The sequence below is a fragment of the Candidatus Venteria ishoeyi genome (assembly GCF_030378065.1).
In the GTDB taxonomy this organism is placed as follows: domain Bacteria; phylum Pseudomonadota; class Gammaproteobacteria; order Beggiatoales; family Beggiatoaceae; genus Venteria; species Venteria ishoeyi.
In genome coordinates, this window is sequence record NZ_JAUCGJ010000018.1 from 1 (window position 1) to 20,480 (window position 20,480).

Genomic DNA, 20,480 nt, shown 5'->3' on the forward strand with positions numbered 1-20,480 from the left:
GTGCAGCAGCATTTTTATCTCTTATTATATGGTATTTGCCTTCAGATTGGCAGGTCATGAAAGCATCAGCATTGTTTGGAATCTTAATTTTTAGCATTATTTTATATAATAATCCAGCAACTAGATATATGAAATCATTTTGGGTTGTTCTTAGTATTTTTACTGTAATAAATATTTTTCCCTCTCTGGAACTCACTACTAGATTAAACGATAAACTTTTCTTTAAATTTTTATCTCAAGGTCCAAATGCCATAATTAGTTCAATTGTAGGCATCATCATGATTGTGCTTTTAATCTTAGATTGGGTTGAGAGGCGCAAATAATTTTTAAATAAATGATTGCTTACAAAAAAAATGCTCCCATCCCCGTGATTCAGAGCACCCAGGCGACACAAACATTCCCGGATAGAATTTAACCTGCATCGAGTGTGAGCATTTTTTTCTGGAAGAAGTTGAACGCTGCAAATCAATGGATAATAAGTAATGTTCAAAAAACAATTCAATAGGACAACGACGATGACGCTTTCTATTCAACTACCGCCTGAAGAACAAGCTTTATTAGAAACGCTTGCCCAACGCACGGGGCGGCAACAAAGTGAACTGATGCGCCAAGCTGTGCGTGAGTTATGTCAAAAAATGCTTCGGGAACAAGCAGTGGCAACACCTTATGAATTGGGCAAAGATTTGTTTGGGGCAGGTCATTTAGCTTCAGCGCCCAGTGATCCGCTAAAACGCAAGATTTGGAAAAAGTTGCATGAAAAACACCAACGCAACTTGGGTTGATACGGGGTTTCTTGTCGCCTTGTTTGCGCAAGATGATCCTTTTCATGATTCCGCAACCGAATATTTGCAGAGCTTGGCTCATATCAAACTCTATTCGATTTTACCTGTGGTGGTGGAAGCCTGTTTTTTTCTGGATACACGCGGTAAAAGTGATTTGTTACGCTGGATAGAGCGTGGCGCAATGACTTTGTATGAGGTAACAGTAGATGATTTACCTGCCATACGCGCAATTTTGGAAAAATACAGCAATCTTGAACCTGATTTTACCGATGCGGCGTTGGTGGCATTGGCAGGAAAATACGACATCACAAAAATTCTAACTGTTGATCAACGTGATTTTTCGGTCTATCGCTTACCTAAAGGTCGTCAATTTGAGCGTTTGTGGGTGTGAATTTTCAGTGACGCAAACATCCCTGGCTGGCGTTTAACCTGCACCGAGCGCAAGCAGTTTTTCCTGGAAGAAGTGGAACGCTGCAAAATAGTGAACAATGCACAATAATCAATAACCAATTGAGAGCATAAAATTTGGGAAAGGTTGCATGAAAATTGGCTTTAACTAAAGTTTTTAACAAGGAGAACATCATGGCAAACATATCCCCTTATCTAACTGAATTAGAAAACGAAATCCATCAAGTTCCAGCGGAGTTTTTACCGTTGCTCTTGTCTATCGTTAAATCCTACCGCCAAAGCCTACAACTGATGTCTGCTGAGGATAGCTTTAAGCAGGGTTGGCAGGAAACTAAACAGGGTGAAACTTACCCCCTGGCGGATTTATGGGAGGATATAGACTGATATGGTAGAAATTTTTTACACTGCTGAGTTTAAGCGTACTCTACGGCATCTAGCGAAAAAATATCGCAACATTCGTGCTGATTTAGAGCCATTACTGGAAAGTTTGCAAGCAGGTGAAACACCTGGCGATCAAGTACAGCATGTCCACTACACTGTGTATAAAGTCCGTTTGCCAAATCGTGATGCCAGACGAGGTAAAAGCGGTGGCTATCGGGTCATTTATTATGCGCAAACTGCTGAACAGGTCATTCTGGTTACACTCTACTCAAAAAGTGAGCAGGGTGACATTACGCCAGAACAGATTCGGTCGATTCTCGAAGCACAAGCCTGAGTTTGGCGTAGCCAGGTATTAAGAGACTGAAATTAGCGGGAAAAGTGAGTATCCAGCTTATCTGATAACGCAACCCCCCTCAGGTGTCATAATTTGTAAGCCTTGAAATTCCAGCATTGCTGAATGAAGATCCTTAATCCCACAGATTAACAGTAATGCCCTTTTCCCGCAGTCCGTCAGCACGATTATGCAGATAACGCTGAATATTTGTTTCTCGCTGATAAGCCCCAGAGCTGACATAGTCTAATAAGGATTGCACATGAAATGCCTTGAACATCGCGGCGATACGTAACACTTCTTGTTGCTGATCAAACAAAACCAGGCTGGGCAGATAGTTAATCTGTAAGCTTTGCGCCCACTGGCGGGCGCTGCTGCGTTTGCCATCGGGGGTTATCAGTGGTGTATCGCTGTGCGGATCAAGGCGCACGACATAATAGGCGGCTAATTGTTTGCGGGTTGCGGCTTGGTTAAAGACCTGTGGATACAGATTTTGACATTCCAGGCAATCCGGGGTTTCAAACAATACCGCAAGTGGTTTATCACCACCATCCTGAGCGAGGTGATAGGGAGGCGAGGCAAAAAAATCCTTTGACACGGATGCTTCGGGTATTGTTGCCTCAGCTTGCATTGTAGATTTTTGGTGCCGGAAATAGTTTAAAAAACTTTGTTTTGTGTATTGTTTATCAGCAACATAGGATAAGGCACTGAGAAATTTTTCCGGTGGATAATAACCATTAATGCGAAATACCAATTGCCCCTGTTTATCCAGGAAAAACAAGGTGGGTGTGGCCCAGACCCGGTGTTTTTGGGAAAAAGTCTTTTCGGTTAAAACTGTCCCGTCCAGGTCGGTCAGCTCACGATCCCCCCATAGATTAATGCCAATCACTTCAAAATGTTGTTGCAAATAGGTGCGAATATTGTCTTGCCCGAGATTATCCTGGATGAGTTTTGCGCAATAGGGGCAACTGTCCTGATGAAACATTAACATCAGCATTTTGCCTGATGCCTGACTTTCAACCACGTCTTCCGGCAATTCCAGAAAAGAACTTTTAAACCAGTCCGGCAGTTCAAAATGCACGCCACCTTGCAAGGGGGCTTTTTCCGCCAGTGCCAGCGGGCTGCACAGCAGCAGGGAAAGTAACAGATAAAAACGGATGTAGTGCTGCATGTTATTCTCCTTGCTGTTGCCGCAGGCGGGTATGCCAACGCTGAAAATTGGGATAGGCTTGATAGGCCTTAGTCAACACGTATAACACCACTTTGCTTAGGCGGTATAAGCGCACGGTTGAGTCGATACGAATAATTTCTTCACCCTGTTCGTCAAAAAATAAAATCGTTGGGGTGTAAAACAGTTCCAGATCATCGGCCCATTTGCGTGCCGTGGTTTTTTTCCCCGCAGGCGTTATCACTGGCGTATCAGCCCAGATGCCCAGTTGTACCACTTCCATGTTAGCGAAACTTTTTAATAGGTCTTTATCATTAAGCGGCCCGGAATGTAATACATCACAGGCGTGACACTTGCTCTGCTCGAAAAAAACGACCAAGGGGCGCGTGGCAGGTGTGCGCCGCTCCAGCAGATAAGGGGGGGCGGTGAAAATTGAACTGGGATTAAGCTCGTCTTCATCAAACACCAGCGGCGGATCGGCGCGCTCCAGATATTCACGGAAGTTTTCTTTTTGATAATAGCCACCGACAACATAATCCAGTGCGGCGCGGAAACGATACGGCGGGTAATAACCACGCATCCGAAAAATCTCTTTACCCCAGGGGTTATAAAAAATCAAAGAGGGCGTGAATTGGGTTCTGGCGATATTGGCGAATTGTTTTTCATTGCTATGCCGACCATCAGGCATGACCACGGGTAGATTGCCCCAGATATCTACCGCGACCACATCAAAAAAACGTTGTGTGTAACTGATAATATCAGTGCGTTTTTTGAAATTAATGTCTAATAATTGCACACAATAAGCACAGTTATCCTGCCCAAAATAGACAATTAAACCGAGTTTTTTATCACGGCGCACGTCTTGCAAATCTTCCGGAAAATTTAAAAAACTGGATTTAAACCACTCAGGGTATTTTAAGTCCCGCGACATGGGGTGATCATCAAAAACAAAAGGGTTGTGCTCACCAGGGAAAAGCAGGTGCTTATTGCTGGTTTCAGCTTTTACAGCAAAACTTAGCAGCAGCATCACACTTAAACAAAGAAATATAATATGAGTTTTTGTGTGCATGGCTCCATCCAAATCAATTTTTTTTGTAATAGTTATTTTCACTATGCACATTGAACAAAACCTGTTGCATAGTCAAGCCCGAACTTTGCAGCTTGCCAACTTTTAATGTGCCCTGAATATCCAGGGCTTTGAGTTCATTAATGGGTAATTGCCAGGTGTTTGTGGATTTGGTTTTTTTATCAGGTGCTGGCTGTGGCAAATAAGCATCCATATTCAGTTGTGCCATTGCCAGGTCAAAACGAATGCGGGGTTTTTCCTGATGACTGAGTGCCAGTTGTCCCTGTAAATGTTGCTCATCCAGCGTTAAATCAATGGATTGCAATTGTATTTTTTCCCTTGAACCTTGCAAAAGACTATGCAGATTAAAAGCGGTCAATTTGCCAGGTGGCAGGGCTGGCATGGATAAACCAAATTTTGTTAAAAACTGGGCAAGATGCGGTATTTGTATTGCGATGCCACCTTGAAATGCTGCCTGGTCAAATAGTTGAGTGACTTGTAATGGCTGTGTTAATTGAAGTTTTAAATCCGCTGTCTGAAGTTCAAGTGCTTCAATGTGCAGTTTTTGTTGCACACTGTCAAATTTAAGCCGGGGCAGGCGTAATTGATGTTCAGCCAAATCCACAGACAGCTTTTCCATGTCTAAGATAAACGCTGTTGTTGTCCTGCGCTGTTGTAACATGAGTTGAGCTAAGCTCATATCCAGTTTCTGTTGCCCTGTGGCAAAAGCACTTAGCGTGGGAAATGCGCTTAATAGTGTAGAGAATTCAGGTGTATTGAGCTGTAATTTTAATCGGTTGTGAGCCAATAGCAGTTTTTGTTCAGCCTCATCAAACCATAGTTGTGTATGCAGTTGGAATGTTGTTGTCGTATGCTGATAATTGAACTGGCTGTCTAAGTGTATGGGAATAAGCTGGCGCGCTTGAATAGCACCGGTTGTCAGTTTGTTGATAAGAAACTGGCTGCGGATTTTATGCTGGGCATCATGCAGATGCACATGTGCGTTTGCAAGTTGTAGTGTATTGATACGCCAAGCCATAGGGGTGGTGTCGGTTTGCTGAGGTTTGGAGGGTGCAGTATTGTCAGTCGTTTTAGTTGCAACAAGCAAATCCTGCCAATTATTTTCCCCATTGGCTTTGGTTTCCAGAAAAAGCTGTAAGCCACTGAGTTTGATATGTTCGATTTCAATCTGCTTGTGCAGCAAGGCGCTTAATTTGAGTTGTAGTTGTAATTGCTCAATTAAAGCAAAATATCTGGCTTGAAATCCTGGTTTGTTACTGAGTTGAGTTTTTCCCAGTTGTAAGGCTAAACGCGGAAATAGTGACAACTGTATATCGCCGCTGATGATTAAATCCCGCCCTGTCAGTTGTTTAAACTGACCAATAATGCGTCCCTTGTAATCGTTGGAATTTATAAATTGCGGCAATAATAGAATTGCCGCAAGCAAGAGAAAAAAACCGGACGCTAACAGGGCAAGCAGTGCTTTTGTGAGCTTGCGCATTACTTCATATACAGCGTCACGTCCACGCGGCGATTGAGTTGCATCCCCCGTTCACTGGCATTGCTGGCAACGGGTTTGGTGTCACTGTAACCTTTGCTTTTCAGCAAATCAGCAGCAACGCCACGCTGAATCAAAGCCCTGCGCACACTGCTCGCACGACGCTCGGAAAGCCCCTGGTTATATTGGGTGGAGCCACGAATATCGGCATTGCCTTCCACCGCTACCCGGTAAGGCTGGTTATTTTTAATTGCCGCAGCGATTTTATCCAATTTATTGTTTGCGCTACTGCGCAGGTTTGCTTTATCCGTATCAAAATAAATCGCTTCCAGATTAAAGGTTTCCGTACTCATGGAAGCCATTTGCATGGGTGCGGGATCGCACTGGCAGTTTGTCGCGCTGAGCAGCGGCTGCATGGGTTGTGCATTCAGGTCAGAAACCGGCATGGCGGTGCCGCAACCGGATAATAGATAAGCGCTGCTTAAACTAAATAAGATATAAATATAATTTTTCATGTGTTTTATCTCTCTTGTCTTAATTTAATCTGAATTTGATGTAAGCTTTCCCAGATTAAAATAGTCGAAATCCAGCACATACTATCAAAAATTAGCATGATATTTTGGCGGTTTTCAGCGCGATCAGTGCTGAAAGAAGCCTAAATTGAACTCAGATTACTCGTAGCCGTTGTAACCATCCGACATTAGGCGCAGCATAATGTCGTGCAACTCCTGCATTTCCGCTGGGGTTTGTGGTGTCGCGGAGTCAGCGGCTGTTGTTGATGCAGATTCTGTTCCTGTTTGTTTTCCACCAGGTTTAAATGCGCCAGGGTGAACATTAGCTGTCGGTGACGGGGCGCTAACAGTTGTTTCATTGGGTGTTACGGCAACAGAAGAAGGTAATGGCGGTACCCCTGGTGGCATAATCACCGGTGCTAAATGACCCTCTGTTTTGTTTGCAGTGGGCTTGGTAACAGTGACGCTGGGTGCTGTGGCTGCTGGCACTGGTGGCATCAGACTAACGCTGGGTTTTGCGGTTGGTGCTGTTGCTGGTACTGGCGGTGGCAATTGTGGCATCAAACTCACCGTAGGTTTAGTAGTTTGCCCAGCCTCGGTTGTTGTCGGCATGGGGTAAGGTTTTACCACGACTTCAGGCGCTTTAGCCGCAGGCATTGGCTGCGGTAATTCTGGCATTAATACCACGCCCGGTGTTGTTGGCTGTGGTGAGGATTCAGACGTGCCGATTACCGGCTCTGGTATCTGAATTTCCACAGCAGGCACAGTCTGTGTTGTCTCTTCAGTCGTTTGCGGTATTGCAATAGGAGCAAGTGGAATATCGGCTGTTTTATCCTGCACTGACTCAACAGTATCGGGGGTGATTTGCGGTGGCTTGCTTGCAATGGGTGTGAAAATTTCTGCCAGTAAAGGCTGGGTGGGTTGCATCACGGCTTCTTCATTGACTTTCTGGTAATAGTCTATACACCCACTTAGGGCCGCTAAAATAAAAAGTGTCAATAAAATGATGCGCAAATACTGGGTCATTTTCATGCGTTTTAACCTTGTTTCTGGTTCCTCAATGGTGGGTGCTGGATTTAGCACCTGATAATTTTGCTTCCAAACGTTCCACCGCTTTTTTCTCACGCTCCAGCGCTCCTTCAGTTTTAATCATGCGGCTGCGCAAGGTCATTGTTTCAGATTTGTGTAAAGCAAGCTCCTGTTCTAATTTGGTCACCATATCACGGTGTACCGTACTCTGGGCATCTAATTGGGTGCTGAGCATAATACTTTTTTTCTCAAATTCAGCGCGGGACTTTTGCTCAGAATGCAATGATTCTTTTTGAAACTGGCATTCTGCCTTATTGTCTTGCAACGCTTTTTCAATCTTTCTGGTATTATTACGATTTTCTTCCAGTACCGCTTCTGCTACTTTTGTTTTGCTAAATTCTATTTTCAGGCGTTCACGTAATTCTTCCGTTTCCTGTCCCAGGTTATGTGCCTGGTCTTGCAAACGATCCTTGAGCCGTGCAATGGAGGCCATTTCTTCCTGGCACTTATCCAGAGAATGCTGACTTAAACTGCTTTGACGATTACATTCATCTAACTGTTTTTTTAAAAACTCGGCAGCTTCGCGCGCACGGGCGCTTTCTTCCAGCATATTTCGATTTTCATGTTCCTGCACTATTGCCTTTTCTTCCAGACGCCCGATATGTGCCTGGTTACTGGTAATTTCCCCCGTTTTTTGTTCCAGATCCACCTGCATTGCACGGTTTTCCTGCTGTTCAGCCGTCAATTCATGTTTTAAGGCAGTGATAATTTTATTCTGTTGATCACATTCAGCTTGCAATTTCTGATATTCATGCTGGTATTGCTGCTCTGCCTTATCATAGGTTTTTTGTAATTTAGTTAATTCCTGCTGTAATGTGTGATTGGCAAGCTGCCAGATAGAATACATGGCATCCGAGCCAATTTTTTGTATAGTTTCTGGGATATCCATTTCCCTAAAATCCTTATGTGCTAAATTTTCTGAAACGACAGAAGATTGTTTCATGTGAAATAACCTGAGTGTGATATAAATATTTTTACCTGAAAATGCCTAAAACCCAGTACGGATTATCAAGAGCTTACATCTAATTACCTGTTAATCATCCAATTATCAAGAGCCTAGCATTAGGTGGAAGCGGTTTTCAGCGTCTTTAGCGCTGAATGAAGCTTACATCTAATTACCTGTTAATTATCCAAAGTTAATCTTGGCTTCAAGATTGGTGCGTGAATCCGCATTATTCAGCGCTTCTTCCAGGGTGATTTTGCCTTCTTTGTATAAGTCGTGTAATGCCGTATCAAAGGTTTTCATGCCCTTGGCCCCGCTACTTTCCATGGCATCTTTAACTTCCTCTAATTCCCCTTTCATAATCAAGTTGGCAATATGCGGGGTATTAATCATCACCTCAATGGCTGCACAACGTTTACCACGCACATCCGGTATCAATCGCTGTGACATTACAGCCCTGACGTTCAACGATAAGTCCATAAAAAGCTGTTTGTGCATGGCAATTGGAAACATGTTAATCACGCGCTCCATTGCCTGGTTAGCATTATTGGCATGCATGGTAGAAACAGCCAAATGCCCGGTATTGGATAACTCCAGACCCGCTTCCATGGTTTCTCTATCCCGAATCTCACCAATTAAAATCACATCCGGGGCTTCGCGCAAGGAAGATTTCAGTGCTTTTGCATAAGAGCGACTGTCTTCTCCGACTTCACGCTGGTTGACAATGCAACGGTGATGCGGATGATAAAACTCAACGGGATCTTCAATTGTCAGGATATGATCTGCGGTATTGCGATTACGATAATCGATCATCGCTGCCAATGTGGTTGATTTGCCAGAACCTGTCCCCCCCACCATCAACACCATACCGCGTTTATGCATGATCAATTCAGTGAGGATCGGGGGTAAGTTCAAATCTTTTGCTGTCGGAATCTGGGCAGGAATCAAACGTAATACCATTGCAACATTGCCTTTCTGGAAAAAAGCATTAACCCGAAAACGACCACTGTCATCATCCATGGCAATGGCAAAATCCAGATCCCGGGTTTCTTCAAAGACTTCAATTTGCTCTTCAGTCATGATGCCATAAGCTGCCGCTTTTGCCAGTTCAGGCGTTAGTACTGTTTTGCCAATTGATTTAAGCTTACCTTCCATTTTTACTTTGACGGGCACACCAACAGTGATGAAAAGATCAGAGCAATCTTTATCAATCATGAATTTAAGATAAGGGGTCAGATCCATATTGTTATTGATTCTCGGTTAGCGAATAGCATTGTCATCTTCTTCTTCTTCAAATTGTAAATGTTCCAGATCAGCCAGCGGATCACGGCCTTTGGATTCTTTACTTTCCAGTTTGATTTTCAGGCGTAATTCATTGGCAGAATCGGCATTGGCCAAGGCTGTATCCAAATCAATGCGACCTTCTTCATACAGATCAAACAACGCCTGGTCAAAAGTCTGCATACCTATTTCACGTGATTTTGCCATGATCGGTTTAATGCCACCGACATCCTGGTTAATAATTAACTCTTGAATCAAAGGTGAATTCAGCAGAATCTCAATCGCTGCGGCGCGCCCACCATCACGGGTTTTAATCAGTCTCTGGGAAATAATTGAGCGTAAATTCAGTGATAAATCAGCAAACAGTTTTTTCTGCTTTTCCACCGGAAAAAAGCTGACCACGCGATCCAATGCCTGGTTGGCATTGTTTGCATGTAAGGTTGCCATTGCCAAGTGTCCGGTCTGCGCCAGTTCCAAAGCAAACTCCATGGTTTCCTGACTACGAATTTCCCCCAGCAGAATCACGTCAGGGGCCTGCCGTAGCGTATTGTGCATCGCCTCCTCCCAACTGAAACTATCCACGCCGATTTCGCGTTGCATAATCACGCAGTTTTTATGCGGATGCACATATTCAATCGGATCTTCCAGGGTAATGATATGTCCGTAACTATTGGCATTACGGTGATCAACCATGGCTGCCATACTGGTGGATTTACCGGAACCTGTACCACCCACCATGATCACCAGACCATTTTTATACAGCATGATATCTTTTAATATGCCGGGGAGATTCAATTTATCCAGGTTTGGCACTTCACTGTTGATGGCGCGGGCAATCAGTCCCTGACAACCTTGCTGGACAAAGGCATTACAACGAAAACGCCCAATTCCTGGTGGTGCTACCGCAAAATTACACTCTTTGGTTTCTTCAAATTCTTTAAGCTGCTTGTCATTCATGATGCACTGGGTTAAACCCTTTGAGTCTTCCGAAGACAAGGCCTGCTTCATCACCGGCACCATTTTGCCTTTGACTTTCATTGCAGGCGGAAATCCGGCAGTAATAAACAAATCCGAACCGTCTTTTTTAATCATTAACATCAATAAATCGCGAATCAGTTTGGTCGCTTGGTCCCGTTCCACCTTAAATATCCTTAAATTTTAATGATAAAGGAAAGTGTATGTTCACCACCCCTCTATCCCCTCTTACAAGGAGGGGGGCCAAAGACTTGCATTTACTGGCTTAAGTCAATGGTCATGAGACGCTGCCCTGCACTATATTAGGTAACTCGCAGCAAATAATACCCCCCATTTCGCTGCTCTTTTTACCCGTTTTCCGTGTTGTAAAAACCGTTACATAGTTCACTATGCGCCGGTTTTCACGCCTTGAAAATGGATAAAAATCCTGCGCGCTATGGGGGTGTTATTTCTTGCGAGTTACCTTAATCGTTGTTCTAAAATTACTTCTACTTTGTCATATTTTGGGAAGTCGTTATTACCCATTCTTGTATAGAATGCCCGAGATATTGTAACAAAGTAGAATCACATAAAGTTTTCTTTAATGGCTGCTTTTTCGCGTGCCGCCTCTTTGGTAATGACCTTGTTTTTCACCAGATCCTGAAGACACTGATCCAGGGTTTGCATACCGAATTTCTGCCCGGTCTGAATTGCGGAATACATCTGCGCAATTTTATTTTCACGAATCAGGTTACGAATGGCGGGTGTGCCTATCATGATCTCATGCGCCGCCACGCGACCACCGCCGACTTTCTTTAACAGCGTTTGGGAAATCACTGCTTTTAAGGATTCCGATAACATGGCGCGAATCATGTCTTTTTCCGCCGCCGGGAAAGCATCCACAACACGGTCAATGGTTTTTGCCGCCGAACTGGTATGTAAAGTGCCAAACACGGCATGACCGGTTTCCGCTGCGGACAAAGCCAGGCGAATGGTTTCCAGGTCACGCATTTCCCCCACCAGAATCACATCCGGATCCTGACGCAAGGCTGAACGCAGTGCCTCATTAAATCCCAAGGTATCGCGGTGAACTTCGCGCTGCGTCATCATACTTTTTTTGGTTTGATGCACAAATTCGATAGGATCTTCAATAGTGAGAATATGTCCGGCTTCATCTTCGTTGCGCTGATTCATCATGCCAGCCAATGTCGTGGATTTACCCGAACCCGTACCGCCTGTAATCAGGATAATACCACGCGGAAGCATGGCCAATTCATAAAATAACTTAGGCGAATTTAACTGTTCCAGGGTCAGAATTTCTGAAGGAATGGTACGAAATACCGCACCCGCGCCTCGATTTTGGTTTAAGGCATTAACCCGAAAACGTGCAAGTCCTGGAATTTCAAATGAGAAATCGGTTTCCAGATATTTTTCATATTCCTTGCGCTGTTTGTCATTCATGATGTCATACACCATGTCACGCACCTGACTATGCTCCAACGGCGGCAGGTTAATTTTTTTCATTTCCCCGCTGACGCGAATCATCGGTTGCACGCCTGCGGATAAATGCAGGTCAGATGCGCCGTTTTTTACGCCAAAAGCCAGTAACTCCCCAATATCCATCCTCTATCTCCTCCTCCCTTTAAAGAAGGTACACAATACCACTAAATATCCGACAAAAAAACTAACAGTATGCAGTAATCTATAACCAGTTGCCAATCAATAAAAAAGGTGCCCAGAATGCGGGGTGGCGGAAACGGCGTTGTTTTAGCAGTTCAATTTGCGCTTGTTGCAGCGCCTGGGCTTTTGATTGCTGTGGATTTTCTACCAGATGGCGATAAAAACCACTGACTAAAGCGCCAGTGGCTTCATCATTAACAAACCATAAACTCGCCAAGGCACTACGCGCCCCGGCTTTAATCGCAACGCCCGCCAGCCCCAGCGCCGCGCGCTCATCGCCTACCGCCGTCTGACATGCGCTGAGGGTTAATAATTCCACAGCTTCTTCCCGGTAACGGTTTAAGCCCAATAATTGTTCCAGGCGGTTCATAGTGAGTTTATCATCATGAGTCAGAATAAAAGTTTCCTGGGGATCGGCGTTAAATTGTCCATGTGAGGCAATGTGAATAATCGGATAAGCCTGTTGTTGCAGTGCCTTACTGACTTGCTCAAGGGAAAAATCCTGATTGAGTAATATGGTATGCCGGGGAAATAACTGACGTATGGTATCCAGTTCCTGCTCGACATTGGGTAATGGCGCAAATCCTGCGCGCGCTTCTGACAAACCATCTAATAAAATACTCAATCCGCCGTTATCCATTGCATAAGATAAGGGCCGTGGCTGGGTCAGCTTTAGACCTGGCGTGGTTGCCAGTGCAAACTGCTGAATTAAAAACTGCTTGCCATCATGTAATGCCGCCATTGGCACCATACGCAAAGCGCCATCAGGTACCGTAATTAAAGTATTGATTTGCTGCGCTTTCAAATCTTCTAATATCGGGCTGATCAACCATTGATAGAGTTTACGGGATTGGCTGATAAAACGATAATGGCGAATGTTCTGCAAATGATGTTGTAACTGGCGCAATGCCTGATTAATACTGGCTGCATCAATTTGTGTCGTAAACTGATGCAAGCCATCGGGCAGACTCAATAATAAAACCAGACGATCAGGCAAGATGATCGGATATAACACAGCGGTATGCGCATCTAGTTTTTCCAGGCGACTGACTTTAGGCTGGGTTAAACAGGCATCCTGGAAATAATTATCCAGTTCTGCTGCTTTCATGCGCTCCAGGGTATTTTGCGCCTGTTGCAGCCATTGTTTTTTTTGCGCAGGTACGGTGATTTTCTCAGCGCGTTGCAGTAATAAATCTGCCAGTCCGTAATAAACCGGGCGAATGCGTTGATAAAACACCTCATGTGCATTGCGCTGAGTCAGCAGTGCCGCACGTATGGGTTGCAGGCTATCCAATGCTTTCCGGTAAGCGGCTACCGCTGCATCCATCCTGCCTTGCGCGTGCAACAGGCGTCCTTGCTGCCATTCCCATAAATAACGTGATTGTGGTTGTTCCTGAGAAAAAAACAAGGCTTGCTGGTTGAAATGCCGGGCGAGTTTAAGTTGGTGATTTTGCTCATAAAGCTGTGCCAGATATCCCAAGGCCCAGGATTGTTGCAAAGCCTGGTTTTTCCCTTTATCCAGCATTTGGGTTTGTTGCAACGCCATCTGTAAAATTTGCTGAGTCAGTGGCCTTAAAGATTTTAGAGCAGTTTTTTGTGCTGCACTGATATTCAGTAGTAGCTGGCCTAAGCTGAGCAGTGCTGCACTTTGTTGAACTTTGGATAAGCTGCGAATCTGCTGGAAAAGTTGGGTGATGGCTTTGATATCAGGTTGTTCCTGCAATTGCCAGCGGGTACGCAACTGATTTATCTGAATATCTAAAAACAGTGGCTCATGTTCAGGCCGTTGTTCATGCAGTCCCTGCGCCAGCAAGTATTGGCTTGCGCTAAGATAATCGAGCAGTGCCTGTTGATAATTTTCATGCGCATAATGCCAGTTTGCTCGCAGGTTACGCACTTGCGCCCGGATTTTTGCATCTCCGCTGGTTTTTGCCGCAAGCTCAGCACGTTGTAAATAAGCGTGTGCTTGCGCCGGTCGTTGCAGACGTTGTAATACATCTGCCAATTGACTGAAAAATAATGCCTGACTTTCAGCAGGCGCAGTTTCCACCTGAGTTAAGACCTTTTGCAGTGTTTTCCAGGCCGTAGATAAGCGCCCTGATTCGAGATAAGCCGCAGCAAGATGGCGATGTAAACGAATTGTTGAAATACCTGCTGGTGGGTTTTGACACAGGCTTCGCCAAAGCCCAATGGCCTGTGCGTAGCGTTGCTGCTCATAAGCCCTTATGCCCTGTTGCCAGCGTTGCAAGGCAGTTGCTGTTTGCGCCACCTGAGCCGGTTCCGGTAATGGCTGTAATAAGGCTTGGCAGTGTGCTTCAGACTGTGCGCTGCTGTAGACAGGCAGCAGCCAGAAAAGAAAACAGTAAATGGTGTTACGCAAAAGCTTCTTTTTCACAGATTTTGAAAGTTTGAAATGCGAAAAAACCGCTTTTGCTTCACGCTGGTTTTTATTTGCGCCTAGCCAAACGCTAATTTTCTGCAAAAAATAGTGACTGTGTAACATCAGATTTAGCACTGGAAAGCTTACGCCAAACTCAGCTTAATACTTCACACCATTCCAGACATCTTTTAACCAGGGGCCGGATGCACCATTACGCCAGCGACCTTTAAAACTCTGACCATCAGGAGATAAGGTAAAACTAAATGTACCGCGCGCCCCATTGTCTTGCTGATACCAGGTTCCCATTAGTACATGACCCTGAACTTTACCGCTAATATTGCCACCCTGATAGGTATAACTGCCATTGACGCTGCTATCACTCTGCTGCAAGATCATATTGCTTATTAAGGAACCCTTTCCCCAGGTTGTACTCCAGTTACCTGAAAAATCAGCCACCGCCTGAGCTGTCGTATTCATAAACAGGCTTAAGATAAAACTCATCGTGACTAAATAATGCATAATAATTATCCTCACAGTAGTTGAAAATTTATCTCATTATTCTTTACCATGCCTGCATTTTTTTATTCGCAATGGCGGCACTGGATTGATTGCTGTTTACCGTCTGAAACCAGGTTTGCAGCGCTTCTAAATCTGCTTCGTTTAATAATCCGGCTGATTGTTTTAAGCGCAAGCTATTCAGGATGTAGGTATAACGGGAAAGTGCATAATTTTTTTGGGCTTCTAACAAACGTTGCCGGGAATTAAGTACATCCACCGAGGTGCGAGTACCGACATCAAAGCCACTGAGCGTTGCCCGATATGCTGTTTCACTGGAAATTAAAGCTTGTTTGAAGGCCGCCACTTTACTGATGTCGGACATGACATTCAGATAGGCGCTACGGGTATTACGCTGCACCAAACGACGTTGTTGTTCCAGACGATCCAGAGACTGGGTGTATTGCAATTGTGCTTCACGGGTCTGGGCGCGAACATTGCCGCTGAGATCCAACGGTAATAACAGGCTCAAGTCAATACGGTTATCCATGCCATGTTGTTTGGATAAGGGGTTTTCACGATCAGAATAACTATTGCTGGCACCAACGCTGATGATGGGATAATGCCCGGAGCGTCTCAAATTAATGGCATCACGCGCAATTTCAACATCAAATTGAACAGCGGCAATTTGTGGGTTCTGGGTTAAGGCAGTATCAACCCATTGCTCAATATCTTCTGGATCGGGGCTTGGCAGGCTGATGTCATCTTTGAGTAAATCCAGGTCTTTGCGATATTCACCGATGATTTCACGTAGTGCTTCATAGGCATTGTTTAATAAATTTTCAGCATCAATTTCATTAGCGACGGCTAAATCATAACCGGATTTTGATTCCTGCACATCGGTAATCGCAATCAAGCCCACTTCAAAACGTTGTTGGCTTTGTTCCAACTGCTTGTGCAGCGCTTGTTTGGATGCACGGGAAAATACCAGATTATCCACCGCGCCTAACACCTCAAAATAGCGTTCAGCGACCCGTAAAATCAGATCAAATTCTGCGCTGATAAAGTTTGCCGATGATTTTTCAACCGCGTTGTCGGACTGCACGATCTGAATACCGCGACTGCGGTTGTAAATATCATAATCCAGCGAAAGCTTGTAACCGGAATTCGTCCCCGTATCCTTTGCATTTTTATCCCAGCCCTTATCCAGGCTGGAAGCCAAAGCAGCGCTGGGCAGCAACGCTGAGCGGGTTTGCTCTAAACGCGCTTTTGCAGCGTCACGTTCAGTATTGGCAATCTGGTATACGGGATCACTTTGCTTGGCTTGCTGGTAAAGTGTTAATACGCTGACCGCCTGGGCAGGGAGTGTCAGTGCCATTAATATTGCAATACTCAGGGTTTGACTCAGTTTGTTCATGGCATTTAATCCTGTTAATTAGCAATCCAACAAATTTCAAATTTTCTCGTCTAAAAAACAAATGCTTCAGGTTCTGGTGCGCCTTTTAGCATAGGAATATGGGTTTCAAATAAATTTTCCGTTATCCAGGTTTCCGCGCTAGTGCGGGTAATACATTGCGCTTCCATTAACGGCGTGGAGCCTGTTACCACAAATAAACGTCCATTTATTTTTAATAATTCCTGGAACAAGCTTGTAGATAAGGGTATGGAACCTGTTACCACAATCACATCATATTGTGTTTGTGATTGATAATTATCAAAAATATCCGCAGTTTCCAGGGTGACATTTTCAATACACAATTGATTGAGCTTGCTTTCTGCCTGTCGGGTAAAACTAATTTCCCTATCAATACTCCACACATGATGGCCTAACTTGGCAAGTAAAGCGGTTAACCAGGCACTGCCAGTGCCAATCTCAAGAATATCATCATTCTGGGAAATATTTAATGCTTGTAATAAACGTCCAATAATGCGCGGTTCTAACATCACCTCGTCATGCCCCAGTGGAATCTGGGTATCAGAAAAAGCCAGTTGCTTAAAGTTTTCCGGGACAAAAACCTCTCTGGGGATACTGCTCATGGCCTCCAGCACCGTAGGTTCCAGCACTTCCCAGGGACGTATTTGTTGTTCAATCATGTTAAAACGTGCTTGTTCAATATCCATGCTTTTCTATCCTAAGTATCAGGTGTAGTCATTTTTTTTGCAGGTGTTTTTTGTTGAGGTGGCGGCTGACAATATTGTTCCGCCTGCTTACGAGCGCGTTCTATTTCAGCACTACGATCTGCTTGTTTCAGCAATTGTATCTTATTATCATCACCTTGTATCGCAACCTTATCCCCTGATTCCAGTTGTTGCAGGTTTTTACGCGCAAGCGCGCAATTACGTTGATAAACCTGCGCTACGGTCATGTTATCAGTGAGTTCAGGGATTTCTATGGTTTCAGTTTCTGATTTTTTGTTCTTTTCTTCAGCTTCTTCGGCAGCAAAAGTTGATGCGCTTTCCAGCTCAATATTTTGCGTCTCCACATCCGCAGGCGGTGGTATCTGCGAGAAATGCATATTGCCTTCAGCATCAACCCACTGGTAAACCTGCTCATCAGCAGATACCAGTGTTGCATGTAATAATAAAAAATAGATAATAAAGAATTTCATTGCTAAGTATCCTGGCTCAGTAGAGACGTAGTATTGCTACGTCTCTACAGTATGCTAAAACTCCTTAACACTCTGAATCAGTTCAGCGGCCATTTTCTGACCATCGCCAAACAGCATACGGGTATTATCGGCAAAAAACAGTCCGTTTTCCACGCCGGAGAAACCCGCGCCACGTCCACGTTTAACGACAATCACGTTTTTCGCTTTATCGGCATCCAGAATCGGCATCCCATAAATCGGGCTGTCCGGGTCGGTACGGGCAACCGGGTTAACCACGTCATTGGCACCGATAACCAGGGCCACGTCGGCTTGTGGGAATTCAGCATTAATTTCATCCAGATCAGCAATGATGTCATAAGGCACGCCAGCTTCCGCCAGCAATACATTCATATGCCCCGGCATTCTGCCAGCCACCGGATGAATGGCAAATTTAACATCAACACCGCGCTCTTGCAGTAATTTGGTGAGTTCCCAGATTTTATGCTGTGCCTGGGCTACGGCCATGCCATAACCGGGAATGATGATCACTTTGCTGGCATAGGCCATCATAACGGCAACATCAGGCGCGTCTATGGGTTTCATATCGCCTTCAACTTCTGTACTGCTGCCGCTACTGCCGCCAAACTTGCTGAACAATACATTGGTTAAAGAACGGTTCATGGCTTTTGCCATTAACTGTGTCAGCAAAGTACCGGCAGCACCCACCACGGTACCGGCAATAATCATTGCGGCATTACCCAATACAAAACCTTCAAATGCCACTGCTAAACCGGTTAAGGCATTGTACAGGGAGATAACGACAGGCATATCCGCGCCACCAATCGGCAGGGTCATCATAATGCCAAAAGCAAAGGCCAGTACAAAAAAGACCAGTAACAAAAACAAACTGACTTCCGAGCCTTGCAAAATGGTGACTAAACCCAGCAAGATGATACTGACAAAAATACCCAGGTTGACGTAGTTCTGACCGGAAAACAACAGGGATTTGCGAATTAAACCCTGGAGTTTGGCAAAGGCGATAATCGAACCGGATAAGGATACCGTGCCGATGATAGCACCTAATACAGCCAGGGTTAAAGCCACCAGACCAAAATCGGCATGTTCCATACCGGAGAGTTTAATCAGTTCCACAGCGGCAATTGCCGCCGCCGCGCCGCCGCCCATGCCGTTGTACAGGGCGATCATCTGTGGCATGTCCGCCATGGCGACTTTTTTTGCAGAAACAAAGGCAATCGTGCTGCCAATGAGTATTGCCAGCATCATCAGACCATAGTTATGCAAATCCGGGGTGGCAAAGGTGGCAATGGTTGCCAGTATCATGCCCACGCCTGCCCAGAGTATGCCGCTTCTGGCAGTGACCGGCGAACTCATGCGCTGGAGTCCTAAAATAAACAGCACCGCAGCAAGAAAATAACTGCTTTCAATCAACCAGCTCATGCTTTACCACCTCTTTTATCGCCTTGGCTGCTCTTAAACATTTCCAACATGCGTTCCGTGACCACATAACCACCCACGGCGTTACCCGCAGCCAGCACGATACCGATAAACCCAACACTAAGTTCCAGGGTGCCTTCGGCGTGTCCCATTGCCACCATTGCGCCCACCAGCACGATACCGTGCACGAAGTTGGAGCCGGACATCAGGGGGGTGTGTAAAATCACCGGTACTTTGGAAATGACGACATAACCGGTAAAAGCGGATAACATAAAAATATATACAGCGGTAAAACCGGTAAATCCATCCATCAGGCGGCTCCTTCTAATAATTCGCGTGTAGCGGCGTGTTTGATTTCTCCATCATGGGTCAGCGCGCTACCGGTGATGACTTCATCTTCCCAATCCAGTTTTAAATTACCTTCAGCTATCATCAGCGTCAGCAGGTTAAATAGGTTTTTGGAATACATTTCACTGGCATGTAATGGCATCTGGCTGGCAACATCCAGTGGTGCATGAATTTTTACACCGCCATGCTCAATGGTTTCACCCGGCTGGGTGAGTTCGCAGTTGCCGCCGCCTTCTGCGGCTAAGTCAACGATGACGGAACCGGGACGCATGCGCGCTACCATATTTTGCAGAATGATTTTTGGTGAAGCGCGTCCTGGAATTGCCGCTGTGGTAATCACCACATGGGCTTTAGCGATATGATCGGCGAGTACATCACGCTGCTGCTGTTTTTCTGCTTCAGTCAATTCACGCGCGTAACCGCCTTCACCTTCGGCTTTTACGTCCATATCAATGAATTTTGCACCCAGTGATTCGCATTGTTCTTTGGTGGCTGCGCGCACATCATAGGCTTCAACTACAGCACCCAAACGACGTGCGGTGGCGATGGCCTGCAATCCAGCTACACCTGCACCGATAACCAAAACACTGGCAGGACGAATGGTACCCGCTGCCGTGGTCAGCATGGGGAAAAAGACCGGGGCCATGTCTGCGCCCATTAATACCGCTTTATAACCGGCAATAGAGGCCTGTGATGACAAGGCATCAATCGCCTGCGCACGGGAAATACGCGGTACCAGTTCCATTGCCAAGGCAGTAATTTTTTTCTGCTGGAGTTTTTTGACCAGTTCCGGTTGTTTGTGCGCTGCCATAAAACCAATTAAAATACAGCCATCGGGCATTTTTTCAACATCTTCAAGCGTGGCCTGCACGCTTAATATGATATCCGCCTTGTCATATAAGGCCGCGCTATCCTGTGCAAGACTAACATCATCACCATAGTCTTCATCATGAAAAAAAGCGCTGCCGCCCATGTCTTTTTCAATACGGATTTCTGCCCCCAAAGCTTTCAGTCGTCGGGCAACATCCGGCACCAGGGCAACTCGATGCTCTCCGGCAACCTGCCCTTTTGGTACTACAATTACTGGCATGTTCTTTATTCTCCAAAATTCTAAGCCGAAT

At 45.2% G+C, this 20,480-nt stretch carries 22 protein-coding genes; 5 read left to right on the forward strand and 17 right to left on the reverse strand.

Features of this window, described 5'->3' with window-relative positions:
- From QUF61_RS07775 to QUF61_RS07795, 5 genes are all read left to right on the forward strand, one after another.
- The coding region (locus QUF61_RS07775; protein WP_289681243.1) for a hypothetical protein at positions 1 to 323 on the forward strand (323 nt) is incomplete at its 5' end.
- 192 nt (positions 324 to 515) lie between these two features.
- Positions 516 to 782 carry a ribbon-helix-helix protein, CopG family gene (locus tag QUF61_RS07780; RefSeq protein WP_289681244.1) on the forward strand — a complete coding sequence of 89 codons (267 nt, stop codon included), beginning with the start codon at positions 516 to 518 and terminating at the stop codon, positions 780 to 782.
- The gene (locus QUF61_RS07785) at positions 754 to 1,173 is read left to right on the forward strand and encodes a type II toxin-antitoxin system VapC family toxin (protein WP_289681245.1); all 420 of its coding nucleotides are present in this window, start codon (positions 754 to 756) and stop codon (positions 1,171 to 1,173) included. Before QUF61_RS07780 ends, QUF61_RS07785 begins: the two co-directional genes overlap by 29 nt.
- A 191-nt stretch (positions 1,174 to 1,364) precedes the next feature.
- Positions 1,365 to 1,574, forward strand: coding sequence for a hypothetical protein (locus QUF61_RS07790; protein ID WP_289681246.1), 210 nt, complete (start codon positions 1,365 to 1,367; stop codon positions 1,572 to 1,574).
- 1 nt (position 1,575) lies between these two features.
- Positions 1,576 to 1,905, forward strand: a complete 330-nt coding sequence (locus QUF61_RS07795; RefSeq protein ID WP_103921163.1) for a type II toxin-antitoxin system RelE family toxin — start codon at positions 1,576 to 1,578, stop codon at positions 1,903 to 1,905.
- Between the two features lie 133 nt (positions 1,906 to 2,038).
- On the opposite strand, the gene QUF61_RS07800 is transcribed toward QUF61_RS07795, so the two are convergent.
- The 17 genes from QUF61_RS07800 to QUF61_RS07880 all read right to left on the reverse strand — a co-directional run bounded on the left by QUF61_RS07800 (position 2,039) and on the right by QUF61_RS07880 (position 20,449).
- Positions 2,039 to 3,073: a thioredoxin family protein gene (locus QUF61_RS07800; protein ID WP_289681247.1), complete on the reverse strand. Its 1,035-nt coding sequence runs from the start codon at positions 3,071 to 3,073 to the stop codon at positions 2,039 to 2,041.
- Position 3,074: 1 nt separating this feature from the next.
- On the reverse strand, positions 3,075 to 4,139 hold the full coding sequence (locus tag QUF61_RS07805; RefSeq protein WP_289681248.1) for a thioredoxin family protein: 1,065 nt from the start codon (positions 4,137 to 4,139) through the stop codon (positions 3,075 to 3,077).
- A 13-nt stretch (positions 4,140 to 4,152) separates the two neighbouring features.
- Complete coding sequence (locus QUF61_RS07810) at positions 4,153 to 5,637, reverse strand: AsmA family protein (RefSeq protein WP_289681249.1); 1,485 nt, start codon at positions 5,635 to 5,637, stop codon at positions 4,153 to 4,155.
- Positions 5,637 to 6,149: an OmpA family protein gene (locus QUF61_RS07815; RefSeq protein ID WP_289681250.1), complete on the reverse strand. Its 513-nt coding sequence runs from the start codon at positions 6,147 to 6,149 to the stop codon at positions 5,637 to 5,639. The genes QUF61_RS07810 and QUF61_RS07815 overlap by 1 nt, the downstream gene beginning before the upstream one ends.
- Before the next feature lie 156 nt (positions 6,150 to 6,305).
- Positions 6,306 to 7,178 carry a hypothetical protein gene (locus tag QUF61_RS07820; protein WP_289681251.1) on the reverse strand — a complete coding sequence of 291 codons (873 nt, stop codon included), beginning with the start codon at positions 7,176 to 7,178 and terminating at the stop codon, positions 6,306 to 6,308.
- A 25-nt stretch (positions 7,179 to 7,203) separates the two neighbouring features.
- Positions 7,204 to 8,178 (reverse strand): coiled-coil domain-containing protein, encoded by a 975-nt coding sequence (locus QUF61_RS07825; RefSeq protein ID WP_289681252.1) that lies wholly within the window; start codon positions 8,176 to 8,178, stop codon positions 7,204 to 7,206.
- Between the two features lie 183 nt (positions 8,179 to 8,361).
- Positions 8,362 to 9,420: a PilT/PilU family type 4a pilus ATPase gene (locus QUF61_RS07830; protein ID WP_103921172.1), complete on the reverse strand. Its 1,059-nt coding sequence runs from the start codon at positions 9,418 to 9,420 to the stop codon at positions 8,362 to 8,364.
- 18 nt (positions 9,421 to 9,438) lie between these two features.
- A complete protein-coding gene (locus QUF61_RS07835; protein ID WP_103921173.1) occupies positions 9,439 to 10,599 on the reverse strand; it encodes a PilT/PilU family type 4a pilus ATPase in 1,161 nt (386 codons plus the stop codon).
- A gap of 399 nt (positions 10,600 to 10,998) precedes the next feature.
- Entirely contained in the window at positions 10,999 to 12,036 is a 1,038-nt protein-coding gene (locus QUF61_RS07840) for a type IV pilus twitching motility protein PilT (protein ID WP_103921174.1), read from the reverse strand.
- 79 nt (positions 12,037 to 12,115) lie between these two features.
- Positions 12,116 to 14,473 carry a CHAT domain-containing protein gene (locus QUF61_RS07845; RefSeq protein ID WP_289681253.1) on the reverse strand — a complete coding sequence of 786 codons (2,358 nt, stop codon included), beginning with the start codon at positions 14,471 to 14,473 and terminating at the stop codon, positions 12,116 to 12,118.
- 159 nt (positions 14,474 to 14,632) lie between these two features.
- Positions 14,633 to 14,992 carry a hypothetical protein gene (locus QUF61_RS07850; protein ID WP_103921176.1) on the reverse strand — a complete coding sequence of 120 codons (360 nt, stop codon included), beginning with the start codon at positions 14,990 to 14,992 and terminating at the stop codon, positions 14,633 to 14,635.
- 43 nt (positions 14,993 to 15,035) lie between these two features.
- On the reverse strand, positions 15,036 to 16,385 hold the full coding sequence (locus QUF61_RS07855) for a TolC family outer membrane protein (RefSeq protein WP_289681254.1): 1,350 nt from the start codon (positions 16,383 to 16,385) through the stop codon (positions 15,036 to 15,038).
- Positions 16,386 to 16,435: 50 nt separating this feature from the next.
- Entirely contained in the window at positions 16,436 to 17,089 is a 654-nt protein-coding gene (locus tag QUF61_RS07860) for a protein-L-isoaspartate O-methyltransferase family protein (protein WP_289681255.1), read from the reverse strand.
- An 11-nt stretch (positions 17,090 to 17,100) separates the two neighbouring features.
- Positions 17,101 to 17,577: a DUF4124 domain-containing protein gene (locus tag QUF61_RS07865; RefSeq protein ID WP_289681256.1), complete on the reverse strand. Its 477-nt coding sequence runs from the start codon at positions 17,575 to 17,577 to the stop codon at positions 17,101 to 17,103.
- Between the two features lie 54 nt (positions 17,578 to 17,631).
- Positions 17,632 to 19,014, reverse strand: coding sequence for an NAD(P)(+) transhydrogenase (Re/Si-specific) subunit beta (locus QUF61_RS07870; RefSeq protein ID WP_103921180.1), 1,383 nt, complete (start codon positions 19,012 to 19,014; stop codon positions 17,632 to 17,634).
- The gene (locus QUF61_RS07875) at positions 19,011 to 19,322 is read right to left on the reverse strand and encodes an NAD(P) transhydrogenase subunit alpha part 2 (RefSeq protein ID WP_103921181.1); all 312 of its coding nucleotides are present in this window, start codon (positions 19,320 to 19,322) and stop codon (positions 19,011 to 19,013) included. The genes QUF61_RS07870 and QUF61_RS07875 overlap by 4 nt, the downstream gene beginning before the upstream one ends.
- Entirely contained in the window at positions 19,322 to 20,449 is a 1,128-nt protein-coding gene (locus QUF61_RS07880) for a Re/Si-specific NAD(P)(+) transhydrogenase subunit alpha (protein WP_289681257.1), read from the reverse strand. Before QUF61_RS07880 ends, QUF61_RS07875 begins: the two co-directional genes overlap by 1 nt.
- Positions 20,450 to 20,480 lie beyond the last annotated feature (31 nt).